Origin of the sequence: Oscillochloris sp. ZM17-4, from assembly GCF_019599295.1 — a bacterium.
In the GTDB taxonomy this organism is placed as follows: Bacteria; Chloroflexota; Chloroflexia; order Chloroflexales; family Chloroflexaceae; genus Oscillochloris.
Genome location: NZ_JAIEWN010000006.1, coordinates 13,750 through 36,730, shown reverse-complemented (window position 1 = coordinate 36,730; position 22,981 = coordinate 13,750). Strand labels below are relative to the sequence as shown.

25 protein-coding genes are annotated in these 22,981 nt (G+C 67.6%); 5 read left to right on the top strand and 20 right to left on the bottom strand.

Translation table 11 applies throughout. The annotated features are described in order from the left end of the window. Positions 1–1,460: DUF11 domain-containing protein (locus K2Z83_RS07050; protein ID WP_220594472.1), on the top strand; the 1,460-nt coding region annotated here is incomplete at its 5' end. A gap of 141 nt (positions 1,461–1,601) precedes the next feature. Here K2Z83_RS07050 and K2Z83_RS07045 read toward each other — a convergent pair. The 11 genes from K2Z83_RS07045 to K2Z83_RS06995 form a co-directional block, all read right to left on the bottom strand. Continuing rightward, positions 1,602–2,081: an anti-sigma factor gene (locus tag K2Z83_RS07045; protein WP_220594471.1), complete on the bottom strand. Its 480-nt coding sequence runs from the start codon at positions 2,079–2,081 to the stop codon at positions 1,602–1,604. A gap of 4 nt (positions 2,082–2,085) precedes the next feature. Beyond that, positions 2,086–2,772, bottom strand: a complete 687-nt coding sequence (locus tag K2Z83_RS07040; RefSeq protein ID WP_255603495.1) for an RNA polymerase sigma factor — start codon at positions 2,770–2,772, stop codon at positions 2,086–2,088. A gap of 185 nt (positions 2,773–2,957) precedes the next feature. Then, positions 2,958–3,170 carry a membrane protein insertion efficiency factor YidD gene (gene yidD, locus K2Z83_RS07035; RefSeq protein WP_220594469.1) on the bottom strand — a complete coding sequence of 71 codons (213 nt, stop codon included), beginning with the start codon at positions 3,168–3,170 and terminating at the stop codon, positions 2,958–2,960. A gap of 63 nt (positions 3,171–3,233) precedes the next feature. Beyond that, positions 3,234–3,869, bottom strand: a complete 636-nt coding sequence (locus K2Z83_RS07030; protein WP_220594468.1) for a 4-vinyl reductase — start codon at positions 3,867–3,869, stop codon at positions 3,234–3,236. Between the two features lie 90 nt (positions 3,870–3,959). Then, a complete protein-coding gene (locus K2Z83_RS07025; RefSeq protein WP_220594467.1) occupies positions 3,960–4,475 on the bottom strand; it encodes a molybdenum cofactor biosynthesis protein B in 516 nt (171 codons plus the stop codon). A gap of 170 nt (positions 4,476–4,645) precedes the next feature. Further along, positions 4,646–6,001 (bottom strand): VWA domain-containing protein, encoded by a 1,356-nt coding sequence (locus tag K2Z83_RS07020; RefSeq protein ID WP_220594466.1) that lies wholly within the window; start codon positions 5,999–6,001, stop codon positions 4,646–4,648. A gap of 182 nt (positions 6,002–6,183) precedes the next feature. Continuing rightward, positions 6,184–7,584: a MurT ligase domain-containing protein gene (locus tag K2Z83_RS07015; protein ID WP_220594465.1), complete on the bottom strand. Its 1,401-nt coding sequence runs from the start codon at positions 7,582–7,584 to the stop codon at positions 6,184–6,186. A 16-nt stretch (positions 7,585–7,600) separates the two neighbouring features. Continuing rightward, entirely contained in the window at positions 7,601–8,032 is a 432-nt protein-coding gene (locus K2Z83_RS07010; protein ID WP_220594464.1) for an EamA family transporter, read from the bottom strand. Positions 8,033–8,049: 17 nt separating this feature from the next. Continuing rightward, positions 8,050–9,114, bottom strand: a complete 1,065-nt coding sequence (locus tag K2Z83_RS07005; RefSeq protein WP_220594463.1) for an NACHT domain-containing NTPase — start codon at positions 9,112–9,114, stop codon at positions 8,050–8,052. 74 nt (positions 9,115–9,188) lie between these two features. Then, entirely contained in the window at positions 9,189–9,755 is a 567-nt protein-coding gene (pth, locus tag K2Z83_RS07000) for an aminoacyl-tRNA hydrolase (RefSeq protein ID WP_220594462.1), read from the bottom strand. Between the two features lie 102 nt (positions 9,756–9,857). Further along, the gene (locus tag K2Z83_RS06995; RefSeq protein WP_220594461.1) at positions 9,858–10,841 is read right to left on the bottom strand and encodes an RIO1 family regulatory kinase/ATPase; all 984 of its coding nucleotides are present in this window, start codon (positions 10,839–10,841) and stop codon (positions 9,858–9,860) included. 195 nt (positions 10,842–11,036) lie between these two features. Here K2Z83_RS06995 and K2Z83_RS06990 point away from each other — a divergent pair, with 195 nt between their 5' ends. Then, the gene (locus tag K2Z83_RS06990; protein WP_220594460.1) at positions 11,037–11,204 is read left to right on the top strand and encodes a hypothetical protein; all 168 of its coding nucleotides are present in this window, start codon (positions 11,037–11,039) and stop codon (positions 11,202–11,204) included. Here K2Z83_RS06990 and K2Z83_RS06985 read toward each other — a convergent pair. The 4 genes from K2Z83_RS06985 to K2Z83_RS06970 all read right to left on the bottom strand — a co-directional run bounded on the left by K2Z83_RS06985 (position 11,177) and on the right by K2Z83_RS06970 (position 15,249). Further along, positions 11,177–12,268, bottom strand: a complete 1,092-nt coding sequence (locus K2Z83_RS06985) for a C45 family peptidase (protein ID WP_220594459.1) — start codon at positions 12,266–12,268, stop codon at positions 11,177–11,179. The genes K2Z83_RS06990 and K2Z83_RS06985 overlap by 28 nt on opposite strands. Positions 12,269–12,373: 105 nt before the next feature. After that, positions 12,374–13,336 (bottom strand): GNAT family N-acetyltransferase, encoded by a 963-nt coding sequence (locus K2Z83_RS06980; protein WP_220594458.1) that lies wholly within the window; start codon positions 13,334–13,336, stop codon positions 12,374–12,376. Between the two features lie 70 nt (positions 13,337–13,406). Continuing rightward, the gene (locus K2Z83_RS06975; protein WP_220594457.1) at positions 13,407–14,411 is read right to left on the bottom strand and encodes a GNAT family N-acetyltransferase; all 1,005 of its coding nucleotides are present in this window, start codon (positions 14,409–14,411) and stop codon (positions 13,407–13,409) included. A gap of 388 nt (positions 14,412–14,799) precedes the next feature. Beyond that, entirely contained in the window at positions 14,800–15,249 is a 450-nt protein-coding gene (locus tag K2Z83_RS06970) for a hypothetical protein (protein WP_220594456.1), read from the bottom strand. A 158-nt stretch (positions 15,250–15,407) separates the two neighbouring features. Between K2Z83_RS06970 and K2Z83_RS06965 the strand changes: the two genes are divergently transcribed. The 3 genes from K2Z83_RS06965 to K2Z83_RS06955 all read left to right on the top strand — a co-directional run bounded on the left by K2Z83_RS06965 (position 15,408) and on the right by K2Z83_RS06955 (position 18,055). Beyond that, positions 15,408–16,532, top strand: a complete 1,125-nt coding sequence (locus tag K2Z83_RS06965) for a DUF4367 domain-containing protein (RefSeq protein WP_220594455.1) — start codon at positions 15,408–15,410, stop codon at positions 16,530–16,532. Between the two features lie 138 nt (positions 16,533–16,670). Next, complete coding sequence (locus K2Z83_RS06960) at positions 16,671–17,378, top strand: ABC transporter ATP-binding protein (RefSeq protein ID WP_220594454.1); 708 nt, start codon at positions 16,671–16,673, stop codon at positions 17,376–17,378. Beyond that, positions 17,375–18,055 (top strand): HAD-IA family hydrolase, encoded by a 681-nt coding sequence (locus tag K2Z83_RS06955; RefSeq protein ID WP_220594453.1) that lies wholly within the window; start codon positions 17,375–17,377, stop codon positions 18,053–18,055. Before K2Z83_RS06960 ends, K2Z83_RS06955 begins: the two co-directional genes overlap by 4 nt. Here the strand turns inward: K2Z83_RS06955 and K2Z83_RS28845 are convergent. From K2Z83_RS28845 to K2Z83_RS06930, 5 genes are all read right to left on the bottom strand, one after another. Continuing rightward, on the bottom strand, positions 18,036–19,616 hold the full coding sequence (locus tag K2Z83_RS28845; RefSeq protein WP_255603493.1) for an HD-GYP domain-containing protein: 1,581 nt from the start codon (positions 19,614–19,616) through the stop codon (positions 18,036–18,038). The two genes, K2Z83_RS06955 and K2Z83_RS28845, sit on opposite strands and share 20 nt — an antisense overlap. A gap of 152 nt (positions 19,617–19,768) precedes the next feature. Then, positions 19,769–20,200: a cytochrome C oxidase subunit IV family protein gene (locus tag K2Z83_RS06945; RefSeq protein ID WP_255603492.1), complete on the bottom strand. Its 432-nt coding sequence runs from the start codon at positions 20,198–20,200 to the stop codon at positions 19,769–19,771. A gap of 5 nt (positions 20,201–20,205) precedes the next feature. After that, positions 20,206–20,979 carry a cytochrome c oxidase subunit 3 gene (locus K2Z83_RS06940; RefSeq protein ID WP_255603491.1) on the bottom strand — a complete coding sequence of 258 codons (774 nt, stop codon included), beginning with the start codon at positions 20,977–20,979 and terminating at the stop codon, positions 20,206–20,208. Between the two features lie 108 nt (positions 20,980–21,087). Then, a complete protein-coding gene (gene ctaD / locus K2Z83_RS06935; protein WP_220594452.1) occupies positions 21,088–22,743 on the bottom strand; it encodes a cytochrome c oxidase subunit I in 1,656 nt (551 codons plus the stop codon). Positions 22,744–22,746: 3 nt separating this feature from the next. Continuing rightward, positions 22,747–22,981 (bottom strand): cytochrome c (locus K2Z83_RS06930; protein ID WP_220594451.1); only part of this gene is annotated, 235 nt, incomplete at its 5' end.

Sequence of the window (22,981 nt, the reverse complement as noted above, 5' to 3'; positions counted from 1 at the left end):
CACCTGGCAACATACAAGTCTTTAAGCTCGCATCGGCATCTGAGGTCGCCCCAGGACAGAGCTTCAGCTACAGCATCTCGGTGGCCACCACCAACACCAGCGACACATCAGTGCAGATGAGCGATAGCCTTGATGGAAACCTTGAGGCGTTAAGCGCCAGCACCAGCGCAGGCAGCTGCTCGGTTGGTCAGACGATCAGCTGCTCGTTGACCGTGCGCAATACGAGCCCGGCCTCGATCACAATTCAGGTTCGGGTGCGGGGCACCACACCAAGCGACACAATCATCACGAATGTGGCGAACGCCAACGGCAGCCGATCCGCGAGCGTGAACGTGCGGGTGATCGGCGTGGCCATCCCGGTAGTCGGCACGCCGACAAACACGCCCACCGGCACAATCACGATCGTGCCACCCTCGCCGACGAACACGAGCGGCGGCCCATCGCCGACAAATACGGTTGTGGTCTTGCCGCCGACCGACGTGCCGCCAGCGACCAACGTGCCGCCGGCGACCGGCGTGCCCCAACCAACATCAAAGCCCAGCGAGCCCAACCCATCCCAGGGCACCAACAACAAGCCCAAACCCACGGTAACGCCGCCGCCGCCGCCGCCGCCGCCGACCCCAGAGCCGGCCGTACCCACCGAGCCGCCCACAACGCGGCCGGTGGTGGCCCAGCCTGCCGTCGTGCGACCGCCGGCATCTCAGCGCACGAGCACAAGTGCCGCCCAGGCACAGCCGAGCGCGACGAGCTCCGTGAGCGCGGCCGGCCCCGCGTCGAGCGAGCTCTTCTTCCGGCTCGGCAGCGACTGGGGGAGCGCCTACCCCGACCAAGAGGTGAACTTCACCCTGGTGATCCGCAACACGCGCGCGGCGGACGCAAGCGGTGCCAACAACCTGCGCAATGTGACATTGCGCAGCGTGCTCCCGAATAACCTTGAGGTTCGCGGCGCTAAGTCCGACCGGGGCGCCGACCCGACCGTCGCCGGCAATGAGGTTCGCTACACGATCGCCGATCTCGCCCCCGGAGAGGGCGCGGAGGTGACGATCGCCTCGCGCATCAGGGGCGACGTGATCGCGGGCACGCTGCTTGTGGCGCAGGGGCAGCTCCAGTACGATGGGGTCAGCGCGCCGATCTTCTCAAATATCGTCAGCGTGCTGGTTGTCGGGGCGAGCCAGGGCCAGCCGGCAGCCACAGACACCGCTACTGCAGCACCCTCACAGACCGCAACACCCACGACGACGACCGCCGCCTCCGGAGGCGTCCTGGGGGCCGCCGCCGCCACAGACACACCGACCGTCACGACCACAACCGCGCCGACGCGCGTGGCGGACGGGCAGGCGCCCGCGCCGGCGCCGCTCCCCGAGACAAGCGGGGGTGTCCCGTTTGGCGGCGTCTTGCTAATGGGAATGACGCTGCTCCTTCGCACCTGGCGATTGCACCGCGCCCGTGAGCGGATCTAGAGGCACACAAGAAGCCCGGCACCTAAGGTGCCGGGCTTCTTGTGTGCCCAGGGCAGATGCAACGTCTGGGGCTTTGCCCCAGCCCTATGCGTTGTTGGATGTGGGCGGCTTCGCCGCCCACATCCAACAACGCATATATCGTTACGAGGTTGTGCGCTGGGAGGAGCGGCGGGGCTGCCAGCCATCGAGGGCCAGCCAGAGCACAACCGCGAGGAGCAGCCAGTGCAGCTGATCGCGGACAGCGACGAGGAGCGAGACGACCTGGCGCGAGGCGGGGAGAGCGTCATAGAGCCGCTGGAGGCCAAGCGCCGGCGCCGCCTGGAGCTGTGTAAGCATCGCCCCAAGGCCCAGCTCAACGCCGATGGCGCTATATAGCTGCCAGGCCACAGCGAGCGAGAGCCCGATCGCCACGGCCGTCAGCAAAAGCACAAACATACTATACCAGGACTTCGGCCGGGCCATGCGCGGCACGCTCACCACCGGCGCGCCGGGCACCAGGGCGAGCAGCTGGGCGCTGAGCATCGGCGGCACCTCCCAGCGCAGCTCCTGGCATAGGATCTGATCCAGAGTATCCTCTGGCTCGCGGGGTGGCAGCTCAGATTCAGATGTAGTGGTGCTCATCGTCTTACCTCCCAGCCAGGCGGAACATCAGGTTGAGCGGCGCGATGCGGGGCGTCTGGCTCTGCGGCTGGCTCTGCGGAAGCTGCGCCACCGCCCGGGCGGCGGGGGGCTGCTCCTGCGTCTCCAAGATCGTCGCCAGACGATCTTTGCCGCGCCGGATGTGGCTCTTCACCGTGTTAAGCGGAATATCGAGGATAGACGAGATATCGGTGTACTTCATATCCTCAAAGTAGTACAGCGTCAGCACGAGCCGATAGTGCTCCTCAAGCTGGCCGAGGGCGCGGCGAACCTGGTCGCGCAGCTCGCGTGAGTCGAGCGCCTGGGCCGGGTCCGACCAGCGGTCATCATCGGCGACGCCGGCGATCTGGTCGATCTCCTCCTCATCGGCTGCCGGCGGGGCGATCTGAACCTGGCGCCCGCGGCGCCGCAGCTCATCGCGGCAGAGGTTCACCACCAGCCGATAGAGCCATGTGGTGAAGCGGCTCTCGCCGTTATACTGCGGCAGCGCACGGAACAGCCTGATGAACGCCTCCTGGGTCAGGTCGGCGGCGTCCTCGGGGTTCTTCAGCACGCTCATAGCGATGCTATAGACGTAATGCTGCTGGCCGATCACCAGTTGGGTGAGCGCCTGCGAGTCGCCCTGCTGGGCGAGGGCGATCAGCTCACGGGATGGTTCTGCCACCGGGTACATTCTCCTGGCGCATCTGCGCCATCGTCGTCAGATGGGGCACACCTGGAGTATGCCAGAGCTATTGCCCCACCACATCAAGCCGCTGGCCGATTCAATACTGGACCATTGGCCGAGATGGGTGTATGCCATCTTCTGGGGCTATGACGATGGACGGGGGGAGAAAGTTGCGCGGGGGGGAGGCAGATCTACGGAACAGGGTCGTGGCCGCCCGCAGCCCAGGGGTGACAGCGGAGGATGCGCTTTAGCGCAAGCCAGCCGCCCTTCAGGAAGCCATATTTACTGATTGCCTCGAAGCCATACTGTGAGCAGGTTGGGGAGTAGATGCAGCTCGGCGGCGTCCACGGGGAGATGGCGACTTGGTAGAAGCGGATGAGCTTGAGGGCGAGCCAGCGAAGCATAATAAGGATGAAGGATGAAGGATGAAGGATGAAGGATCATCCTTCATCCTTCATCCTTCATCCTTACTCGAGGGGCTCTTTGCCGATGCTGAAGCTGCACGAGGGGGAGCCCTGCGCCATACAGGTACACTGCTCGACGGCGAAGCGGCGTCCGCCGGAGACCCATGCGGTCGCCTCTTCGATAATGCCGCGGGCGACATAGAAGACGGGCCCGGGCTCGGGGCGCACGATACAGTTCGAGCACTTGGTGATGTGGTAGATGAACTGGCCGCGCTCTTCCTCAACGTGGCTCGCCTGATCGCTGAAGCGATCAAATGTCTGGGCGGTGGCGTTGAGCGCGATCTTCAGCTTCATGGTGATCGGCATGAGCTTCAGCGCCAGGTCAGCCATGCCCAGGAGCGGACCAAACTCCTTGAGGCCGAGGGAGAAGGCCACACGACCGGCGCGCAGCTCAAGCCCGCGAGCCCCGCGAGGCCCGTACATCGTTCCGAGGGCGACCGACGTAGCCGAGATCGCCTCGAAGGGGAACTCGCGCTTCAGATCGTTCGGCGGGTATGCGTCCAGATATTGCGGCAGGTCAGCCAGGCGAAGCAGCGCCTTCACACCGTTTTGCCCCATCACCTCTTCGAGCGACAGGAAGGTTAGGCGGCCAATCTTATTAGGGTAGTGCAGGCCACGGAATGCTTCTACGCTCGTCATGGGCTCTCTGGCTCCTTACACAGCTACGAGGAGAACGGCAGTGTAGACGCTGCGACGCTCACACTATACCAGAAAACTGCAACTGTCGCATCACTGGCGCACCGTCTCCCATACCAGGTGGGACAGCTCGGGCATGATCAGTTTTTCTAGGGCGAGACGCACAGCGCCGGTGGATCCGGGCAGACAGAATAGTAAGGCACCAAGGTACGTGCCTGCGATCGCCCGCGATAGCATTGCCCCAGGGCCGATATCATCATAAGAGATCATGCGAAATAGCTCGCCAAACCCCGGCAGACGCTTTTCGAGCAGGCTATCGATTGCCTCGATTGTGCTATCGCGGCGAGCGATGCCAGTGCCACCGTTGGTAATGATCAGCTTACAGCCTTCAGACACAAGGGCACGAACTAGCTCAACGATCTGCGCTGGCTCATCACGAACTACCTCATATCTTACCACATCATGGCCGGCTTGTGTGAGCGCAGCGAGGATAACAGCACCGCTTGTATCCGTCTCGAACGTGCGAGTATCGCTGAGGGTAAGAATACCACAGCGAATCGGTTCGGAGCCTTCGACACGGGCACGCTGTTGATGTTCGTGGTATCCCATGGGGGTGTATAACGCACATGGACGCAGATATATCAAGAGTTGCCCTATGGTACCACTAGTACGTTAACGTGTCCACTAGCAGTTGTAAAACAATAGGCTGGGAGATGTCGGCTGCTGTGCCGCCGACATCTCCCAGCCTATCAGATCGCACCGCAGATAGGCCGCCGCCGCTAGCGCGCGCCCACAGCAGCCGCGAGCTCGCGCTCGACAATGTTGACGATCAGGTCGTCGAGGCGCTCGACGCTATAGGGTTGGCCGCCGGCCTCCAGGGTGGTGCTCTCGCCCGGCGCGCCGGAGCTCTGGCCGGGCTGGTAGGTGAGGAATACGAAGCCGCCCATGGTCTGCTGGGCGAGCTGGCGGAAGACGTACTCGGCGGGGGCGTCGGTGTTGCTGGCGGCGATCGGGTAGATCTTCACGCCGCGGGCCGCCGCCTCGCGCGCCCCATCCAGGTAGGTGAACTGCTGCTGGCTGTCGATGTGCGGCCCGGCGTCGGCAACCAGGAAGACCAGGCGCACCGCCGGCTGCTCGCTCCAGCTGGAGCGCACCACGGCGTCGTACATGGCCTCGTCCACGGCCTCGGGGGTGTCGCCGCCGCCCTTGGCGGAGAGCTGATTGAGCGAGGCGCGGAACTGGCCCAGGTCGCCGGTGAAGTCGACCGGGCTAGTCACGTAGTCGTCGCCGTGATCTTTGTAGGCCACCAGGCCGTAGCGGATCTGCGGGCGCGGGGTAAAGCCGTCGATGCGCTGGGCGATGCTGTCGATCGTCTGCTGGATGCGGCCGAGCTCGTCGCCCATGCTGCCGGTGGTATCGAGCAGGAAGAGCAGGTCGAGGCGCAGGGCGGAGTCGCGCTGCACGCCGCGCAGGCCGATCTCGACCTGCCCGCCCGGGCTGCGCTCAAATGTCGTCTCGGCGCTGGCGTCGCCGTACTCGGCCACGGCGCGGAAGCTGGTGGCGTTAGGGCTGACGCCGAGGGTGCGGGGCAGGAAGATCGTCTGCCCGCCGGCGTAGGTGCGGCCGGTGAAGACCACCTGCTCGTCGGCGTAGACCGTCACGCGGGCGTCGAGGACAGGGCGCTGGTTATCGTCGATCACGCTGATCAGGTAGCGCTCGCCCACGTCGGCCGGGCGCACGCCGCCATCTTGGTAGGAGCGGAGGTAGGCGAGGTAGTCAGCGAACTGCGCGTTGTCGTTGATCTCGCCGGCCTTGAGGCTGGCCTCCTGGCCGACCGGGCGCGGCCCGGCGGCGCTGGTGGTGCCCGAGTCGCCCGATCCCAGCGGCTCAGGCGCGCCCTCTGCCGCCCCGATGGCCGGCGGAGCGGCGGCGTCGGCGGCGGGCATCTCGGCCGCCGGGGCCTGGGTGGCGGCGGGGGCCTGAGCGGCGGTGTTCTCGCGGGCGGCCGTCGCGGCGGCGGTGGGCAGGGACTGCGGGGCGGCGGCGGGCGTGCCGCCGCAGGCGGCCAGCAGGGAGAGGGCCAGGGCGAGCAGGAGGGCCAGGGCGGCGCGGCGCCGGGCGGGGTGCTGTGTCATCGGGAGCCTCCTCGGTGGGGAATCTGACATTCTGTGTCAGAGACGGCCCAGAGCCAGAGAAGGTTCCCCTCGTTTGGGGCTGCGCCCCTCAAACCTGCTTTGTTAGGTTGTGGTGGCTTCGCCGCCACAACCTAACAAAAAAACGTGGGGCGGCTTCGCCGCCCCACACCCCCGCCAGGAGGTCACTCCTCCCAGAACTGGCGCACCCAGCCGCGGGCGGCCAGATCCTCGCGCAGCTCAAGCATGGCGGTGTAGGTGGGCAGCAGGAAGAGGGTCGCGCCGGCGGGCAGCCCGGCCAGGGCGGCGTCCACGGCGGCGGGGAGCTCGGGGGCGATGTGGATGCGCCCCTCGGGGAGCCCGGCGTACTTCAGGCGCACGGCCATGTCATCGGCGCGGGTGCCGCTCACGGTGACGCGCGCGGCGCCGGCCAGGGACTCGAACTCGGCGTCCCAGAGCCAGGAGACATCGGTGCCGTCGGCGTAGCGGTCGTTGATCGCGATCAGGAGGTGCAGGCCCTCGGCGGCGGCCGATTCGCCGATGAGCATGCGCACCGTCTCGGTGGCGCCGACGGGGTTCTTGATCAAGGCGATCAGCATGGGCGCGCCACCGGGGCCGGCGCTGAGCCGCTCGATCCGGCCGAAGGCGGCGCTAAACTGCTCCAGGGCGCCGCGCACGACGCGGGGGGCCACGCCCAGGCTGGTGGCGGCGGCGCAGGCGGCCAGGGCGTTCAGGGCGTTGTAGAGGCCGGGCAGGGGCAGGTCAAGCTCCATCGCGCCGCCGGGGTAGGTGATGTAGCTGCGGCTGCCGGCGGTGCCCTGGAGCTCCAGGCGGGCCAGGCGCACATCGGGGTCGGGGCGGGCGTGGCCGCAGCGCGGGCAGCTATAGTGGCCAATGTGGGCGTAGAATGCTAGGCTGAAGGTGTAGCGCGCCCCGCAGCGGCGGCAGAACTGCGAGTCGGCGATGTGCGCGCCGGCCCCAGCGGCGTGGCGGGCGTCGTCCAGGCCGTAGTAGACCACGCGGGCCGCCAGGTCGCGCCCGAGGTCGGCGACGGCCGGGTCATCGGCGTTGAGCACCAGGGTGGCGTCGGGAGGAAGATCGGCCAGGGCGGCGCGCCAGGTGGCGGCCACCGTGTCCACCTCGCCGTAGCGGTCGAGCTGGTCGCGGAAGAGGTTATGGATGAGCACCAGGCGCGGGCGCACCTCGGCGACAGCCTGGGGCAGGGCGGCCTCATCGGTCTCGAACAGGCCGATGCTGGCCCGCAGCCTGCCGGCCCAGCTGGCGTCGGCCACGGCGGTGGCGGTGAGGCCGGCGATCAGGTTGGCCCCGGCGCGGTTGTGCAGCACCCGCTCGCCGGAGGCCGTGAGGATCTCGCTGATCATGCGGCTGGTGGTCGTCTTGCCATTCGTGCCGCTGATCAGCAGGGCTCCGTGGGGCAGGCCGGCGCTGAGGTCGCGCAGGATGTCGGGGGCGATGCGGCGGGCCAGGGCGCCGGGCAGGGTGGTGCCGCCGCCCTGGCCCAGCCGGCGCGAGAGCTGCCCGGCCACCTTGCCGAGGGCCACGGCGAGGGGCGTGAGGATGGTCATCGATACTATCTCCATCTTAGCGGATCAGCACCAGGGTGCCGGCGGCGATCATGCCGAGGCCGACGGCGCCGCGCCAGTCGGTCGGCTCGCGCAGGATGACCCAGGCCAGCAGGGCGATCAAGATCACGCTGCTCTTATCGATCGCCGCGACGTAGGCCGTCGGGCCGATCTGGAGCGCCCGGAAGTAGCAGAGCCACGAGAGGCCGGTGGCCACCCCCGAGAGGCCGAGCACCACCCAGGTGCGGGTGCCGATCCGGCCCAGCTCGGCCACCTCGCCGCGCCCGGCCGCGATCAGCCAGGCCATCACCAGCACGACCACCGTGCGGATGGCGGTCGCCAGAGTCGAGCTGACCTGCTCAACCCCCAGCTTTACCAGGATCGTCGTCAGCGCGGCGAAGACAGCCGACAGGAGCGCGAAGCCCCACCATGGCAGCAGATCCAGTCCCATAGGTTTCTCTTTCAGCTTCAGAAGGCGGCCCGCATCAAGTGTACCACCAGCAGGATTGCAGGTGGCACACTGCAGAGGGGGTACCACTTGCGCACAAACGACTCGACCTGGGGCGCGGTGAAGGGCTCGACGGTGAGGATGCGCACGCCGTTGAGCGGGTTGTTCACATAGCCGTGCGGGCGCGAGGTGATCACCACATAGTTGTTGTTCCAGCGGCCAAGCTGGGCCTGCACCCAGGCCGCCATCAGCTTGCGATCCTGGGCGTCGGCGATCTCATCAAGGCCATCGAGCAAGACAATGCAGCTCCCATCGCGCAGATGCGAGGTGAACCAGCTGGCGCTCGCCGCCGTCAGATCGAGGCGGCTGCGCGCAAAGACGGTGATCAGCTGGGCGATATCGACCTGGGGGTTGGCCTTGATCGCGTCCAGATGATCGCGCAGCACCAGCAGGATGGGCATCAGCTCGCGGATGGGAGGGTTAAAGGTGAGGTGCTGCCGGCGGACAAACGTCAGGGCGATGTGCTGAAGAAGGGTGGACTTGCCGCCGCCCGGCATGCCGAGGATGACGAAGTGGCGATGCTGGCTCTCGGGCCTGAAGAAGGACGGCAGGAGCCGGCGGGGAGGGATCGCCAGATGCTGCCAGATGCTCTGCAAGGCCGCGGCATAGTCCTTGGCGGGGTCCGTGGGGCCCGGCTGGGCGTCCGTGAGCGACAGGAAGGGCGGCTCAAAGATATGCTCCTGCTCCAGCGTGTTCTGCTGGTTCTGCACGCCGGTGGCCAGCAGATCGCGGTAGCGGCCATAGATCGCCTCGCGATACTGGCGCTCAAACGACCCCCGCCGCCTCGTCCGCCCAGGGCTCGGCGGGCGGGCGGCCGCGGGCACCGGCTGGAAGAAGCCGCGGATCTCGAAGCCGGCGTACACGCCGATGAACAGGATATAGGACAGCAACGCCATCTGCGCGCGATCTGGACCGAGCGTCCCATCGAGGGATGTGCGGATCGCCCCGTTGTTTACCCGATCCAAGAACGAGAAACCAACACCCAGTAGGATAAACACAATCAGAATAATGTGTCGCTGGTTCATTAACAACTCGATAGTACGCACACTTGTCGTATGTTGTTATGAATAATAGCATATTATGTGGCTCTGCGGCAGCCCTACGTCGCGTTATACCGGTTCATCCCCGCCGTAAAGCCCTCGCGCAGGATGAGCTCCACCGCGTCGGCGACCCGGTCGCAGAGGTCGGGCACCTGCGCGTCCTCGTCCTTGGAGAAGCGGGCGAGCACATAGGCGGCGGCGTCCATCCTGCCGGGGGCCTGGTCGATGCCGACGCGCAGGCGAGGGAACTCGTTGCCGCCGAGCTGGCCGACGATCGAGCGCATGCCGTTGTGGGTGCCGGGGCTGCCGCGCTCGCGCAGGCGCAGCCTGGCGAAGGGCAGGTCCATGTCATCGTAGATCACCAGCAGCTCGCGGGCCGGCTCGACCTTGTACCAGGTGCGCAGGGCCGACACCGCCCGCCCGCTTTCGTTCATGTAGGTCTGCGGCTTGGCCAGGGCCACCCGCTGCCCGCCGATGCTGCCCTCGGCCACCAGGCTGTTCGCCCGCTTCACCCGGAACTCCAGGCCGTGCCGGCGGGCGATCGCGTCCAGACAGGCGAACCCGATATTATGTCGCGTGCGGTCGTACTTCTCGCCCGGGTTGCCCAGGCCAACAATCAGCCACATATAATTGTAGATTGCAGATTGCAGATTGCCACATATAATTGCAGATTTTAGATTGCAGATTGCCGCTTGTAATCTGCAATCTGCAATCTAAAATCTGCAATATCAAACCGGCTGGCCGAGGTAGCCCCACCACATGCGGTCGGCGGCGGCGCGGGCGTCCACGCGGGCGCCGAAGGGGGCCAGGGCCTGGGCGACGCGCACCACATCGCGGGTGAGCAGCTCGCGCGCCCCATCGCCGTGGCGCGGGTCCACCGCCTGGGCGAAGTCGATGATGTAGGGGCGGCCCTGCCAGGCCAGGATGTTGTAGGACGAGAGGTCGCCGTGGATGCGGTGGCCACCGAGCAGCAGCTCGATGCTCTCCAGCAGGCCGTCGAGCAGCCCCTGGGCCTCGCCCCGGTCCACGTCGATCTCGCAGAGCCGCGGCGCCACCATCTCCTCGTCGCCGATGTACTCCATGAGCAGGCTGTTGCCGACCTGCGAGTAGGGGCGCGGGGTGCTCACGCCGAGGCCGAAGGCCAGCTCCTGGGCGGCGTACTCGTAGCCGATCCAGCTCTCCACCTGGAAGGCGCGGCCCTTGGCGCTGCTGCGGCTTGGCACGCCCTTGCCGGTCAGCTTCACCTGCTTGCCCGACTCGTTGCGCACCGTGCGGCCCTCGCGGTACTGGGCATCGTTGCTCAGGCTGCGGAACATGCGCGGCCGGTAGACCTTGGCGGCCAGCAGGTCGTGGGCGCAGGCCGGGCCGCCCGAGCAGCAGAAGACCGTGGCCTCCTTGCCGCTCTTCACCTCGCGCAGCACGTCGGCGATCATATCCTGCTCGTAGAAGGCGGTGAGCGAGGAGAGCACCCACTCGCCATCGCGCCGGCCGACCAGGGCCTCGGGGGCGAAGGGCGCCTTGGCGCCCTCGTCGTCGCGGGCCTCGCTGAGCCAGCGCTGCACGTCGGGGTTGGACTCGAAGCTGTGCTTGGCCACGCCCTCGCGGGCGGTGGCCTTGCGGCGCTTCTGCTCCTTGTGGCGGGTGCCGTAGGCCGGCGCGGCGTCCTCGTCGGGGTCGATCTGAGACTTATCGGTGATAGTGTAGCGAGCCATAGACTCCTCGGGTGCGCTGAGAATCAAAAGACGGCGGGCAGGCACCGTGCGTGTGCCGCAGCCGCCGCAGGCAGGCGAGGAGCGGGGCATGCGCCGGCGGGCCGCGAGAGTCGCGGCGGGCCGGCGGCGAGGCCCAGGCTATCGGCCTGAATGGGTCAGCGAGCTGAGGGGGCACACACGGGGGTATTCAGGGCAGTGATCACCTTCGCCATATATGCCTCCTTCGGAATTGCAGATTGCAGATTGCAGATTGCAGATTGCAGACGTAGTTGTCACTATAACCGGGCTGTCAATAGGACGACATCAGGCGGAGGGCGGAGCGCCCAATCTGCAATCTACAATCTGCAATCTGCAATGGTGTAGCGCTGGTAGGGGCTCTCGCAGGGCGGGCCGTCGCTCAGGTAGAGGGCGCCGGCGCTCAGGTCGATGATCGCCGAGGTGACGCTCTCGTAGTGCTCCTCGGGCGGCTCCTCGGGGTCGATGTGGAAGCAGATTCCGTAAGGGTGGCCCTGGTGGTCGCGCAGGGCCGCCTGGAGGTCGGCCATGGACAGGGGGCGATGATCGTCGAGCAGCTCGGCCATGCGCTCAAGGCGACGGTAGGAGTGGGGGCTCTTCTCGACCGGCGGCTCGGAGACGGCGAGGGCGGCCGGGTCGACGAAGTGGTTGGTGTGGACCAGGCAGCCGCTGGCGCAGCCGGTGAGCGCCGCCGCGTGGGGCGAGGTCTCGATATTGATCACCCGGTCGGGGGCCTGGGCGACCACAAAGTTCCCCGAGCAGGAGCGGTCGCTATCGGTGACGACACGGGTGGCGGCGTCGAAGCTGCGGGCGCGCAGGATCTCGTAGCAGCGCACGTGGAAGGGCTTACGCAGGCGGGCCCAGTCGTCATCGGTGGAGGTGAGGCCGTTGATCAGCAGGCCGACGCCGGCCGCGTTGAGGCCGATCTTGCCGCCGACGATGCCGGCCTCGGAGAAGCAGAGCACCTCCAGGCCGTCAGGCTCCCGGCTATGGAGCACGGCCCCGCGCACGCCGGCCACCCAGTCCCAGTTCTCGCCGATGATCAGGTGGCCGTCGGCGCTGGCCTCGGGCAGCACGGCGAAGGCGGTGCAGCCATCGGCGACGGCGTTGACGCCGAACTGGTAGTAGAACAGCTCGTAGCGCACGTTCAGGGCGGCGATCTCGGCGTAGCTGAAGCCGGAGCCCTCGGCCACGCCGCGCATGCCGGCGGCGTAGGCCGGGCTCTGCCGCGCGATCGCCTCGGCGTAGGCCGCGGCCCGGCGCAGGGTCTCCTCACGCGAGAGGCGCAGCTCGCGCTCGAAGCGGGCGAAGTAGATCGCCATATTCTCGGCGATCGCGTCGCGCAGGGCCTCGCCGTGCTGGAGGCCCTGCTGGTATGGCGTGCCGGTCAGCCGCACCAGCGGGAGGGTCATCGCATCGCTCCTTAGACAAGGTGGCAGGTGGCAGGTGGCAGGTGGCAGGTGGCAGGTGGCAGGTGGCAGGTGGCAGGTGGCAGGATCCTGCCTCCTACCTCCTGGTCACTCGCTTCGCAGGCGGTTCACCAGAAAGATCCAGGTCGGCTGCCTGGCGAAGCCGAGGGCCTCGTTGATGCTGAGCATGCCGCGGTTGGTCGACTCGTTATCGGTGATGATGATCGGCGCGCCGACGCGCTTGGCGTAGTCGATCGCCCGCAGCTTGAGGGCCAGGGCGATCCCGCGCCGGCGGTACTCGCGGCGCACTGCGGTGAAGCCGGTGTCCAGATTGGGCGTGCTCTCACGACGCCAGAGGGAGCTCAGGCCGGCATACTGCCCGTCGACCACAGCGAGGAAGTGGGCGTCGGGCAGAAAGTTCGGCCCAGTAAAATACTTGCGCCACTGCTCGAAGCTCGCCGGCGTCTGCGGCTCGGGCGAGGGCTCGTCCGCGATGCACGCCACATCGAGCTCGTGGTAGCGCCGCCAAAAGTCAGCGTCGCGGGCCTCAAGCTCGGCCGCTGTGAAGATCGCAACGCCGCCGGCCATCACCCGCTCGACGTGGCCGGCGAAGCGCCCGGGGTCGAAGGCGGCCACATCTAGGCGCGACTCCCAGGCCCGGTGGCTCTCCACGAAGCCGCGCCCGGCGGCCCAGCCCAGGCTCTCCTGGTCGTCCTCGCGGACGCCGTGGCGCAGGCTGATCGGCTCGCGGGGCGCGATCTCCGCCATCAGATGGTCATAGAGCTGCCCGCCCACGCCGCGCCGGCGCAGGTCGGGGTGAACATAGACCCCAAGCTCAAACTTCTGCGGGTGGAACATCCATGACATGTTGCCGCAGTTTCCGACGCCGATGATCGTGCCGTCGTGCTCGGCGACCAGGCGCAGGGCGAAGCACCTCGGGTCACGCTTGCCATCCTGCTCGCGCAGCTCGTCGGCGGTGCGCGGGTACTCGGGGTAGGCCGCGTTGCGCACGGCGGCCATCGCCGCGTAGTCATGCTCGTCGCCCGCGAAGGGGCGGATGTGGAGAGGCATGAGGTGTCCTTTATGGCCCTCGCCCCCGGCCCCTCTCGCGCTACGCGGGAGAGGGGCTGGGGTGAGGGCATCAAAGCTGCTTCACGAAGGTGATCCAGGCCGGCTGCTTGACGAAGCCGAGGGCCTCGTTGATGCTGAGCATGCCGCGGTTATTCGCCTCGTTCCAGGTCTTGATCACCCGCACGCCGTGCTCCCTGGCGTAGGCGATGTCGCGCAGCTTGAGGGCCAGGGCGATCCCGCGCCGGCGGTAGGCCCGGCGCACCCCGGTCAGCCCGGTGTAGAGCTCGCCCGAGTCGGCCTGGCTCCGCCAGAGGGCGCTGGAGCCGACATAGTCGGGGCCATCGAGGGCCACGAAGTAGCCGTCGGGCAGGAAGTTGGGGTTGTTGAAGATCCAGGCCTCGAAGGACTCGCGGGTCGTCGCGGTTATCGGCTCGGGGTGGGGCACGTCGCGGGTCAGCTCCACATCCAGCGCCCAGAGCTTCTCACGGCAGTCGGGGTCGCGCTCAAGCAGCTCGGCCAGCGGGGCGATGCGCAGGCCGTCGGCGCGCAGGGCCGCCTCGTGGCCGGCGTAGGGCGCGGGGTCGAAGGCGGCCACGTCCAGGCGCGACTCCCACTCGCGCATGTCCTCCCGGTAGCCGCGGCCGGCCAGAAAGCGCAGGCTGCGGGCCGCATCCTCGCGGGCGCGGGCGCGCAGCGAGATCGGGCCGTGGCGATCAAGGGCGGCCACGACATGGTCGTAGAGCGCCGCGCCAACGCCCCGGCCCTGGAGCGCGGGGAGCACGGCGATGAAGACGCCGAACTTGCGCGGGTGGTACATGCCCTCAAACTGATGGTAGTTGCCGTAGGCCACCGTCGCGCCGTCGAGCTCAGCCAGCCAGCGCTCCATCTTGATATGCGCGGGCCGGTTGGCGTCGCCGAAGCGCCACTCGTCAACCGTGTCCGGGTACTCCGGGAAGACGGCGTTCACCACATCCACGGCGGCGGCATAGTCGGCGTCGCCGCCGCTGAAGGGGCGGATGACCAGACCGGCGGGCGCGGGGGCTCGCGGGGCGATCTTCTCACGGCTCAGGGACATCGCGGTGCCTCCGTTCTCGCCGGCCACGGCGGGGGATGAGGGTGCAGGGTGCAGGGTGCAGGGTGCAGGGTGCAGGGTGCAGGGTGCAGGGTGCAGGGTGCAGGGTACAGGGTACAGGGTACAGGGTACAGGGTACAGGGTACAGGGTACAGGGTACAGGGTACAGGGTACAGGGTACAGGGTACAGGGTACAGATGGAACGTATCAACAAGCGATACGTGCCACCAACCTGTCAAGCTGGTTTGAACCTTGTCTACCCGATCAATAGTAGCCGCATAGCCGGCGCGGGCCATCGGCCATTGGGCGCAGGCGAGGTCGGCTGAAAGCCGGAGATGAGGCGAGGGTGACAGGGGGATGGTGAGGCGGCGGGCGCAAGCACGCTGCGCCCCTACGCGGGCGGCTCCGGGGGCACCTGAAAGACCAGCCCCGTCGCGTCGCGGATCTCGCCCTGGCGGTTCGTCGCCTGGTCCTGCGGCGACTCGCCCTCGGGCAGGGGCGGGTCGGTCTCGCGCACGTAGGTCGGCGTTTGATCAGACTGGAGCAGGGCCAGGATGGCGGGCTTATCGCGCGCCAGCTCCAGGGCCGTCTCGGGCACACAGTCGCCCCAGGTCGCCTGGTCGCGGCAGGCGCCGTGCTTGAGCAGCACCCTGACGCCGGCGGGTGAGTTGTCGACGATGGCGGCGATCAGCATGCCCCACCATGTGCCCCAGGTGTCGGTGAAGAGGGCGTTATCGTCGATGCGCGAGGGGTCGATCTCCAGCAGCTTGTCGAGCAGGTCCCAGCTCTGGCTCTCGCAGGCGGCCCTGAGGTGGGCGCGGGTCACGGTGAATGGTCGCATGGCGTCCCCATCTGATATCAATCTGTGAAGCTCTGCTCGTATGGTCATTATACAGCGCGGCAACAATTGGTAACATCCCGCTCACACCGATCGGCTGGAAGCGGGGCGTGCGGCGTGGTACAACATGGGCATAGGAAACACACCCTTGAGGAGGGACTATGCGCCGCACATTCGTCTTTATAACACTGATCATCAGCTCGCTGCTGCTGGGCGCCTGCGCGACCCAGCTCCCCACCGCCGACGAGATCGTCGCCAAGATGGAGGCGGCCCGCGCCAGCACCAACGATATCCACGCCACGGTGGCGATCGACTTCAGCTCGCCCGACCAGACGGGCAGCATGGTGATCGAGGGCTGGATGCAGAAGCTGCCCGATGCCGCCGACGGCCAGCCCAAGGCCCGCGTGCGCGCCGAGGTGCGCGAGGCCAGCCAGGCCGAGCTAGTCGGCACGATCCTGGTGAGCGACGGCGAGCAGTTCTGGCTCTACAACCCCGCCCAGAACACCGTCGTCACCGGCACGGCCGCCGAGATGAAGGACCAGGCCCCCACCAGCCCGGCCGGCGCCACCCAGATGCTGCAGGATGTGGTGCAGAAGGGGCTCGACGCCGTAGACCTTGAGGTGCTCGGCGAGGAGCAGGTGGCCGGCACGAACACCTGGAAGGTGAAGGTGACGCCCAAGCCCGAGACGACCGCCAACCTCCAGCTGGCCGGCGTGATCGAGGCCACGATGTGGGTGGACGAGGCGCAGGCCATGCCGCTCAAGCTCAGCGTGGACGCCAGCGACTTCGGCAGCGGCAACGTCGAGGTGCGCTCGATCGAGGTGAACGCCGGCGTCAGCGCCGACCTGTTCAGCTACACGCCCCCGGCGGACGCCACGGTCGTCCAGGCGGCCGACCTGGCCGCCCAGATGGCGCCCAAGGCGGCCACGCTCGACGAGGCCCGCAGCAGCGTCAGCTTCACCCTGCGCGAGCCGGGCTACCTGCCCGCCGGGCTGGCCCTGGTCGAGGTGCGCGTGGTCGGCACCGACACCGTGATCATGAACTACAACGGCGAGAGCGCCAGCATGAGCCTGGTGCAGAGCAACGGCGACGTGGGCGACAGCCGCGAGCCCCCGGCGGGCAGCAACATCCAGCAGATCAGCGTGCGCGGCCAGCCGGCCACCCTGATCACCGGCGCCGACGGCCAGGGTAGCCTGCTGACCTGGGACGAGGGCGGGATCAAGACGGTGATCGCCGGCACGCTCAGCGGCGACGAGGCGGTCAAGGTCGCCGAGGGGCTGAGGTAGCCACCTGCGGCGGGGGTGCGGGGGCGGCTGCGCCGCCCCCGCATCTTTTTTGTGTGCGAGGTGTGCGGCTGCGCCGCACACCTCGCACACAAACTGGGTGTGGGCGTAGCCCACAAGTGCGCTACAATACTCATAACTATGGCAGACCCACTGATCACAACCACCGCCCTGGCCCGCAGCTACCAGATGGGCAAGACGAGCGTGGCCGCGCTGCGCGGCGTGGATCTGACGATCCAGGCTGGCGAGTTCGTCGCGCTGGTCGGGCCGAGCGGCAGCGGCAAGAGCACGCTGCTGCACCTCATCGGCGGCCTGGTGCGCCCGAGCGCCGGCGAGGTCTGGGTGAATGGCCTGGAGCTTGGCCGCAGCAGCGACAAGCAGCTGGTGGCCTACCGCCGCGACACGCTGGGATTCATCTTCCAGAGCTTCAACCTGCTGCCGATCAAGTCGGCGTGGGAGAACGTGTCGGTGCCGCTGATGCTGGCCGGCGCGCCGCCGGCCCAGCGCAAGGCCCGCGCGGTCGAGATCCTCGGCCAGCTCGGGCTGGCCGCCCGGGCCGACCATCGGCCCTCCGAGCTGAGCGGCGGCGAGCAGCAGCGCGTGGCGATCGCCCGCTCGCTGGCCAACCGCCCGCGCCTGCTGCTGGCCGACGAGCCCACCGGCAACCTGGACTCGCGCACCGGCGGCGAGATCCTGGCCCTGCTCCAGCGCCTGGTGCGCGAGGAGGGGCTGACCATGCTGCTCGTCACCCACGACATGGGCGTGGCCCGCTTCGCCGACCGGATCGTCCACCTGCGCGACGGGCTGGTCGAGCGAGTTGAGACTATCGAGCCGGAGCTGGCCAGATGATCACCGCCCTGATCCTCGACTTCGACGGGCTGATCGTGGACACCGAGAGCCCGGCGCTCCAGAGCTGGCAGATCGTCTACGCCGAGCACGGGCAGGAGATCGACCTGGAGGTCTGGCAGGGCGCGCTGGGCACGAACCACGGCTTCGACGCCCTGGCCCACCTGATCGGCCTGGCCGAGGCCGCCGACCCGGCGCGCGGGGAGGAGCTGCGGGCGCGTGGGCCGGAGATCCTGTCCCGCCGCCAGCAGATCAAGGCCGAGCTGAGCGCCGCCCAGCCCCTGCTGCCCGGCGTGACCGAGCTGCTCGACCAGGCCGACGCGGCGGGGCTGCCCTGCGCGGTGGCCTCCAGCAGCGGGCGGGGCTGGGTCGAGGGCTGGCTGCGCCGCCACGCGATCATCGGGCGCTTCGTGTGCGTGCGCACCGCCGACGATGTGGCATACACCAAGCCCGCGCCCGACCTGTTCCTGGCAGCGGCGGCGGGCCTCGGCCGCGCCCCGGCCGCGTGCCTAGTCTTCGAGGACTCGCCGAACGGCATCCTGGCCGCCACGGCCGCCGGCTGCCCGGTGGTGGCCGTGCCCGGCGCCGTCACCGCGCGGCTCGCCCTGCCGCCCGCCGGCCTGCGCCTGCCCCGCCTCGACGCTATGCCCCTGGCTGAGATCATCGCCGCCGTGGCGTAGCGCCCTCGTCGATCACCCGGAAGAACAGCTCCACCGCCGCCGGGTCGAGGTGGCTGCCGGCGATCGACCGGATGTGCGCGCGCGTCCGCCCCTCGTCCCAGGCCGGGCGGTAGGGGCGATCCGAGCGCAGGGCGTCCCAGATGTCGATCACGGCGAAGAGCCGGGCCGCCAGCGGGATCTCCTCGCCGCACAGGCCGCGCGGGTAGCCGGTGCCATCCCACTTCTCGTGGTGGCAGTATGGGATGTCGAGGGCCGGCCGCAGGAATGTGATCGGCTCAAGCAGGCTGTAGGCGTAGGCCGGGTGCAGACGCATCAGCCGCCACTCCTCATCGTCGAGCTTGCCGGGCTTGAGCAGCACCGCGTCGGGGACGCCCATCTTGCCGATATCGTGGAGCAGTGCGCCCCAGCGCATGTAGCGCACCTGCTCGTCGCTCATGCCGGCGGCGTGCGCCAGCAGCACCGCCAGATCAGTGACGCGCTGCGAGTGGCCCTCGGTCTCTTTATCGCGCAGGTCGAGGGCGCGCGACCAGCCCTCCAGGGTGCTGTCGTATGCCTGGAGCAGCTCGCTGTTCGAGCTGCGGAGCGCCGTCACCAGGCGCGCGTTCTCGATCGCCACGGCGGCGACGTTCGCCGCCAGGCCAAGCATAGTGGCGTGGGCCATGTCGTAGCAGCCGGGGGTGAAGCTCTGCACCTGGAGCACGCCCACCACCCGCTCGCGCGCGATCATCGGCACAATCAGGCTCGACTCGGTCATCTCGCCCTCCGTGCCTATCTCTACCACCAGCGCCGTACGCTGTTGCAGCTCCTCGAAGCTGCCGAGAATAACTGGCTGGCGGGTATGGATCACCGTGCTCTGGGTTCCCTGGCCCAGCGGCTTCAGCGGCAGCGGCGGCAGCTCGGCGGGATCGAGCTGCTCGCCGTCGAGGATGGCGAAGGCGCAGGTGATCTGCTGGAGCTCGGCGTCGAACAGCGAGAAGATCGCGCCGGCGACCTCGGGCAGCAGCTTGAGGGCGACCTCGTAGAGCAGCTCGAAGATCCGCTCCAGGTCGAGGGTCTCGGCGAGGGCGCGACCCAGCGTGTTGATCGCCTCCAGGTCCTCGGCGCGCTCACGCGCCGAGGAGAGCCGGATCGCATTGACCAGGGCCTGGGCGGCCAGGTCGGCGAGCGCGCGCAGCAGCGCCAGCTCAGCGTCCGCGAGGCCGTCCCGGTTGTCAGGGAGCAGGATCGCCAGGGCGCCGACCGGGATCCCCTCGCGCCAGAGGCCGACCACGGCGGCCCGGCCGGGCCCGGCGGGGCGAATAGATGGAGCGGGCGGCGCGGGGGCGTCCGGGGACGGGATGCGCAGATCCGCCAGCTGCACATCGCAGCCGTGGGCGGCAGCATAGCGGATCACGCGCCGCTGCTCGTCGTAGGCCCCGGCGGCCACGCCCGCGACGCCAAGGGTGAGGGCGACCTCATCGCAGATGATCTGGAGCGCCGCCTCCGGCTGAAGGTCGGCGTTGAGCCGCGCGATCAGGCGGGGCAGAGCGGCGATAGCGCCATGTGTGCTGTCGTAGAGCATAGGTGCCAGGCTGTGACGAAGGGGCTACTAGGCAAAAGCGTTTTGGATCAAGACAGAGCCCTTCAGCATAAACATGTACCACATTGCCGTATCAAACACACAAAAGAGGGGGGCGACGGCCTCCCGTCGCCCCCCTCAGCGTGCCGCGGTGTCTAGAGCGCCCGCCAGCCCGCCTCAGGCGGCGCGACGGCGGCGACCGGCGCCGGGGCCTGGGTGAGCGGCCCCTGCTGCGCCGGCCAGCCCTTGGAGAAGTAGTCGCCCATAATGATCACAAACATGATCGCCAGCCAGACGAAGGCGCTCATGGCGAAGACCTGGGTGAGCCGGCTGCTCACCTTGACGTGCATGAAGAAGTAGATGATCAGGGCCGTCTTGGCGATGGCGATCGCCATGGCGATGCTGACGCCGATGATCTCGGGCATGCCTGGGATGAAGGTCTTCTCCACATACCAGGCGCCGACCGTCAGGGCCATCAGCGCCATCAGCGAGATGAAGACCATCCAGTAGGTGCGCACCGAGATGTGGCCGTAGTTACCCTCGCGCTCGTGCCCGCCCTCGTGGGAGGCGTGATGCATGGTTGCCATATATGCTACACCAGATAGAAGAGCGGAAACAGGAAGACCCAGATGATATCGATCAGGTGCCAGTAGAGCCCGCCGATCTCCACCGGGGTGAAGTACGCGGGGCTAAACTTGTTGCGCGCGGCCATCCAGGTGATCCCGCCCATCACCGAGATCCCGATGATCATGTGGATGGCGTGCAGGCCGGTGGCGCAGAAGTAGAGGAAGAAGAAGAGCTGGTGGGGCGACTTCATGCCGGGCTGGTGGGCCACGGCCGCCTCGCCGGCCGCCGCGCCGCTCTCGGCCGCCGCCTCGGCGGGGAAGAGGAAGTTCGCGCCGGGCACCAGGCACTCCGCCTCGCCAAGCCGCTCGCCGCCGGTCACCCAGGCGAGCGGGTTGGCGTAGCCGGCGCAGTGGGCGAACTTCTCGCCGTACTCGGTGAACTTGATCCCCAGGAAGGCCGCGCCCAGCAGGATCGTCACCAGCAGCAGCGTCACCAGCTGGCGCTTGTTGCCCTGCTCGGCGGCGTGGACCGAGAGCGCCACCGTCAGCGAGCTGACCAGCAGCACCACCGTGTTCACCGTTGCCAGGGGCGTGTTCAGGTGCGGCGCCGCCGCCGCCCAGACCTCGGGGTAGGCCCAGCGATAGACCGTGTAGGCCAGGAAGATCCCGCCAAAGAGCATGATCTCCGTCACCAGAAAGGCCCACATCCCCAGGGTCGCGGCCTCTTTCTGCTGGCCTGGGGTGTCGTAGTGGTGCTGGAGCGCCGGGTTATGCTCGTGCCCGTGGGTTGTCGTCGCCAAGGATGTTCTCCTTCTCGGTGCGTGTGGATACCCCGTCTGCTGTAAGGGCGCAGCAGCGGCCCCCTACAGCCCTGGCATCCCCTAGCCATCTGGGCCGCTGCTGCGCCCCTACAACGGCGATCCCGGCCGCCAGGCCTCGGCGTCCTTGATTGCGGCCTCGGGGTGGAAGGCGTAGGCCTCCTCGGTCACGATCGGCTGGGTCTCAAAGTTAAAGGTCGGCGGCGGCGAGGTGGTCTGCCACTCCAGGCCGGGCGCGTCCCAGGGGTTATCGCCGGCGATCTTGCCGTAGCGCAGCGAGAGCAGCAGGTAGACGATCGGGATGATGAAGCCGATCCCGAGGATGGTCGAGCCGGCCGTCGACATGACGTGGTAGATCTGGAACTCCTCGGGGTAGACGTGGTAGCGCCGCGGCATGCCAAGGTAGCCCATCACAAACTGCGGGAAGAAGGTCATGTTGAAGCCGACGAAGACGACCAGGGCCGAGATGGTGCCCCAGGCCTCGTTGTACATGCGGCCGGTGATCTTCGGCCACCAGTAGTGGATGCCGCCCAGGTAGGCCATGATCGTGCCGCCGACCATCACGTAGTGGAAGTGGGCCACCACGAAGTAGGTGTCGGTGACGTGGATGTCCACCGCGACCACGCTGAGGAAGATGCCGGTCAGCCCGCCGATGATAAACAGGCCGATGAAGCCGAGGGCGTAGAGCATCGGCGTGCGGTACGAGATCGAGCCCTTGTAGAGCGTGGCCGTCCAGTTAAAGACCTTGATCGCCGAGGGGATTGCCACGAGCATAGTGATGAAGCCGAAGACCAGGCCGGAGTAGACCGACTGGCTGCTCACGAACATGTGGTGGCCCCAGACCAGGAAGCCCAGGATGGCGATGGCGATCGAGCTGAAGGCGATGAACTCGTAGCCGAAGACGCGCTTGCGCGAGAAGGTGGCGATCAGCTCGCTGATCACGCCCATGGCCGGCAGGATCATGATGTAGACGGCCGGGTGCGAGTAGAACCAGAAGAGATGCTGGTAGAGCAGCGGGTCGCCGCCGAGGGCCGGGTCGAACACGCCGACGTGCCAGATCCGCTCGACCATCACCAGCAGCAGGGCGATCGCGACCACCGGGGTGGCCAGGATCTGGATGAGGCTGGTGGCGTAGTGGGCCCAGATGAACAGCGGCAGGCGGAACCAGGTCAGCCCGGGCGCGCGCATCTTATGGATGGTGACGATGAAGTTCAGGCCGGTGAGGATCGACGAGAAGCCCATGATGAAGGCCCCGGCGATCGTCAGGATCACGTTTGAGTTCGAGTAGCTGGTGCTAAACGGGGTGTAGAAGGTCCAGCCCGTATCGACGCCGCCGAAGACGGCCGCGCTCAGGGCGAATAGCCCGCCGCCCATGTACAGGTACCAGCTGAGCAGATTCAGCTTGGGGAAGGCCAGGTCGCGCGCGCCGATCATCAGCGGGATGAGGAAGTTGCCCAGCACCGACGGGATGCCCGGGATCAGGAAGAAGAAGACCATGACCACCCCGTGCAGGGTGAACATGCGGTTGTACATATCGGCCGACATTAGGTCGCCCTGGGGCGTGACGAGCTCAAGGCGCACCATCGAGGCCGCCGCCCCGCCGATCAGGAAGAAGAAGTTGATGCTGAGCAGGTAGAGGATGGCGATGCGCTTATGGTCGACGGTGAGCAGCCACGACTTGATCCAGGCGGTCGCGGTGGTCGCGCGGTTGGTTATATAGTTCTGGGGGAGGGCGGTTGTGCTCATTGCTTAGTTCCCTGCGCTTCCTAGGGACTTGACGTACTCGACCAGCGCGGTCACCTCATCGTCCTTCAGCTGGCCCTGGTAGGGCGGCATGATCGGGTTATAGTCCTTGACGACCTTGGCCGTCGAGTTGAGGATCGACTCGCGGATATAGGCCTCGTCGGCCTTCACGGTGCTACCATCAGCGAGGGTGACGGTGCTATTGTACACGCCCTGAAGGCTCGGGCCAAGGCCGACGCCG

Bases quoted from the DNA above. Each gene is read 5' to 3' on its own strand.
- K2Z83_RS07025 (WP_220594467.1), bottom strand. From the start codon at position 4,475: ATGGGATACCACGAACATCAACAGCGTGCCCGTGTCGAAGGCTCCGAA.
- K2Z83_RS07020 (WP_220594466.1), bottom strand. From the start codon at position 6,001: ATGACACAGCACCCCGCCCGGCGCCGCGCCGCCCTGGCCCTCCTGCTC.
- K2Z83_RS06985 (WP_220594459.1), bottom strand. From the start codon at position 12,268: ATGACCCTCCCGCTGGTGCGGCTGACCGGCACGCCATACCAGCAGGGC.
- K2Z83_RS06955 (WP_220594453.1), top strand. From the start codon at position 17,375: ATGATCACCGCCCTGATCCTCGACTTCGACGGGCTGATCGTGGACACC.
- K2Z83_RS06960 (WP_220594454.1), top strand. From the start codon at position 16,671: ATGGCAGACCCACTGATCACAACCACCGCCCTGGCCCGCAGCTACCAG.
- K2Z83_RS07045 (WP_220594471.1), bottom strand. From the start codon at position 2,081: ATGAGCACCACTACATCTGAATCTGAGCTGCCACCCCGCGAGCCAGAG.
- ctaD (WP_220594452.1), bottom strand. From the start codon at position 22,743: ATGAGCACAACCGCCCTCCCCCAGAACTATATAACCAACCGCGCGACC.
- K2Z83_RS06995 (WP_220594461.1), bottom strand. From the start codon at position 10,841: ATGGCTCGCTACACTATCACCGATAAGTCTCAGATCGACCCCGACGAG.
- K2Z83_RS07005 (WP_220594463.1), bottom strand. From the start codon at position 9,114: ATGAACCAGCGACACATTATTCTGATTGTGTTTATCCTACTGGGTGTT.
- K2Z83_RS07040 (WP_255603495.1), bottom strand. From the start codon at position 2,772: ATGTACCCGGTGGCAGAACCATCCCGTGAGCTGATCGCCCTCGCCCAG.
- K2Z83_RS06965 (WP_220594455.1), top strand. From the start codon at position 15,408: ATGCGCCGCACATTCGTCTTTATAACACTGATCATCAGCTCGCTGCTG.
- pth (WP_220594462.1), bottom strand. From the start codon at position 9,755: ATGTGGCTGATTGTTGGCCTGGGCAACCCGGGCGAGAAGTACGACCGC.
- K2Z83_RS07015 (WP_220594465.1), bottom strand. From the start codon at position 7,584: ATGACCATCCTCACGCCCCTCGCCGTGGCCCTCGGCAAGGTGGCCGGG.
- yidD (WP_220594469.1), bottom strand. From the start codon at position 3,170: ATGCTTCGCTGGCTCGCCCTCAAGCTCATCCGCTTCTACCAAGTCGCC.
- K2Z83_RS06980 (WP_220594458.1), bottom strand. From the start codon at position 13,336: ATGCCTCTCCACATCCGCCCCTTCGCGGGCGACGAGCATGACTACGCG.
- K2Z83_RS06975 (WP_220594457.1), bottom strand. From the start codon at position 14,411: ATGTCCCTGAGCCGTGAGAAGATCGCCCCGCGAGCCCCCGCGCCCGCC.
- K2Z83_RS06945 (WP_255603492.1), bottom strand. From the start codon at position 20,200: ATGGCAACCATGCATCACGCCTCCCACGAGGGCGGGCACGAGCGCGAG.
- K2Z83_RS07010 (WP_220594464.1), bottom strand. From the start codon at position 8,032: ATGGGACTGGATCTGCTGCCATGGTGGGGCTTCGCGCTCCTGTCGGCT.
- K2Z83_RS06970 (WP_220594456.1), bottom strand. From the start codon at position 15,249: ATGCGACCATTCACCGTGACCCGCGCCCACCTCAGGGCCGCCTGCGAG.
- K2Z83_RS07030 (WP_220594468.1), bottom strand. From the start codon at position 3,869: ATGACGAGCGTAGAAGCATTCCGTGGCCTGCACTACCCTAATAAGATT.
- K2Z83_RS28845 (WP_255603493.1), bottom strand. From the start codon at position 19,616: ATGCTCTACGACAGCACACATGGCGCTATCGCCGCTCTGCCCCGCCTG.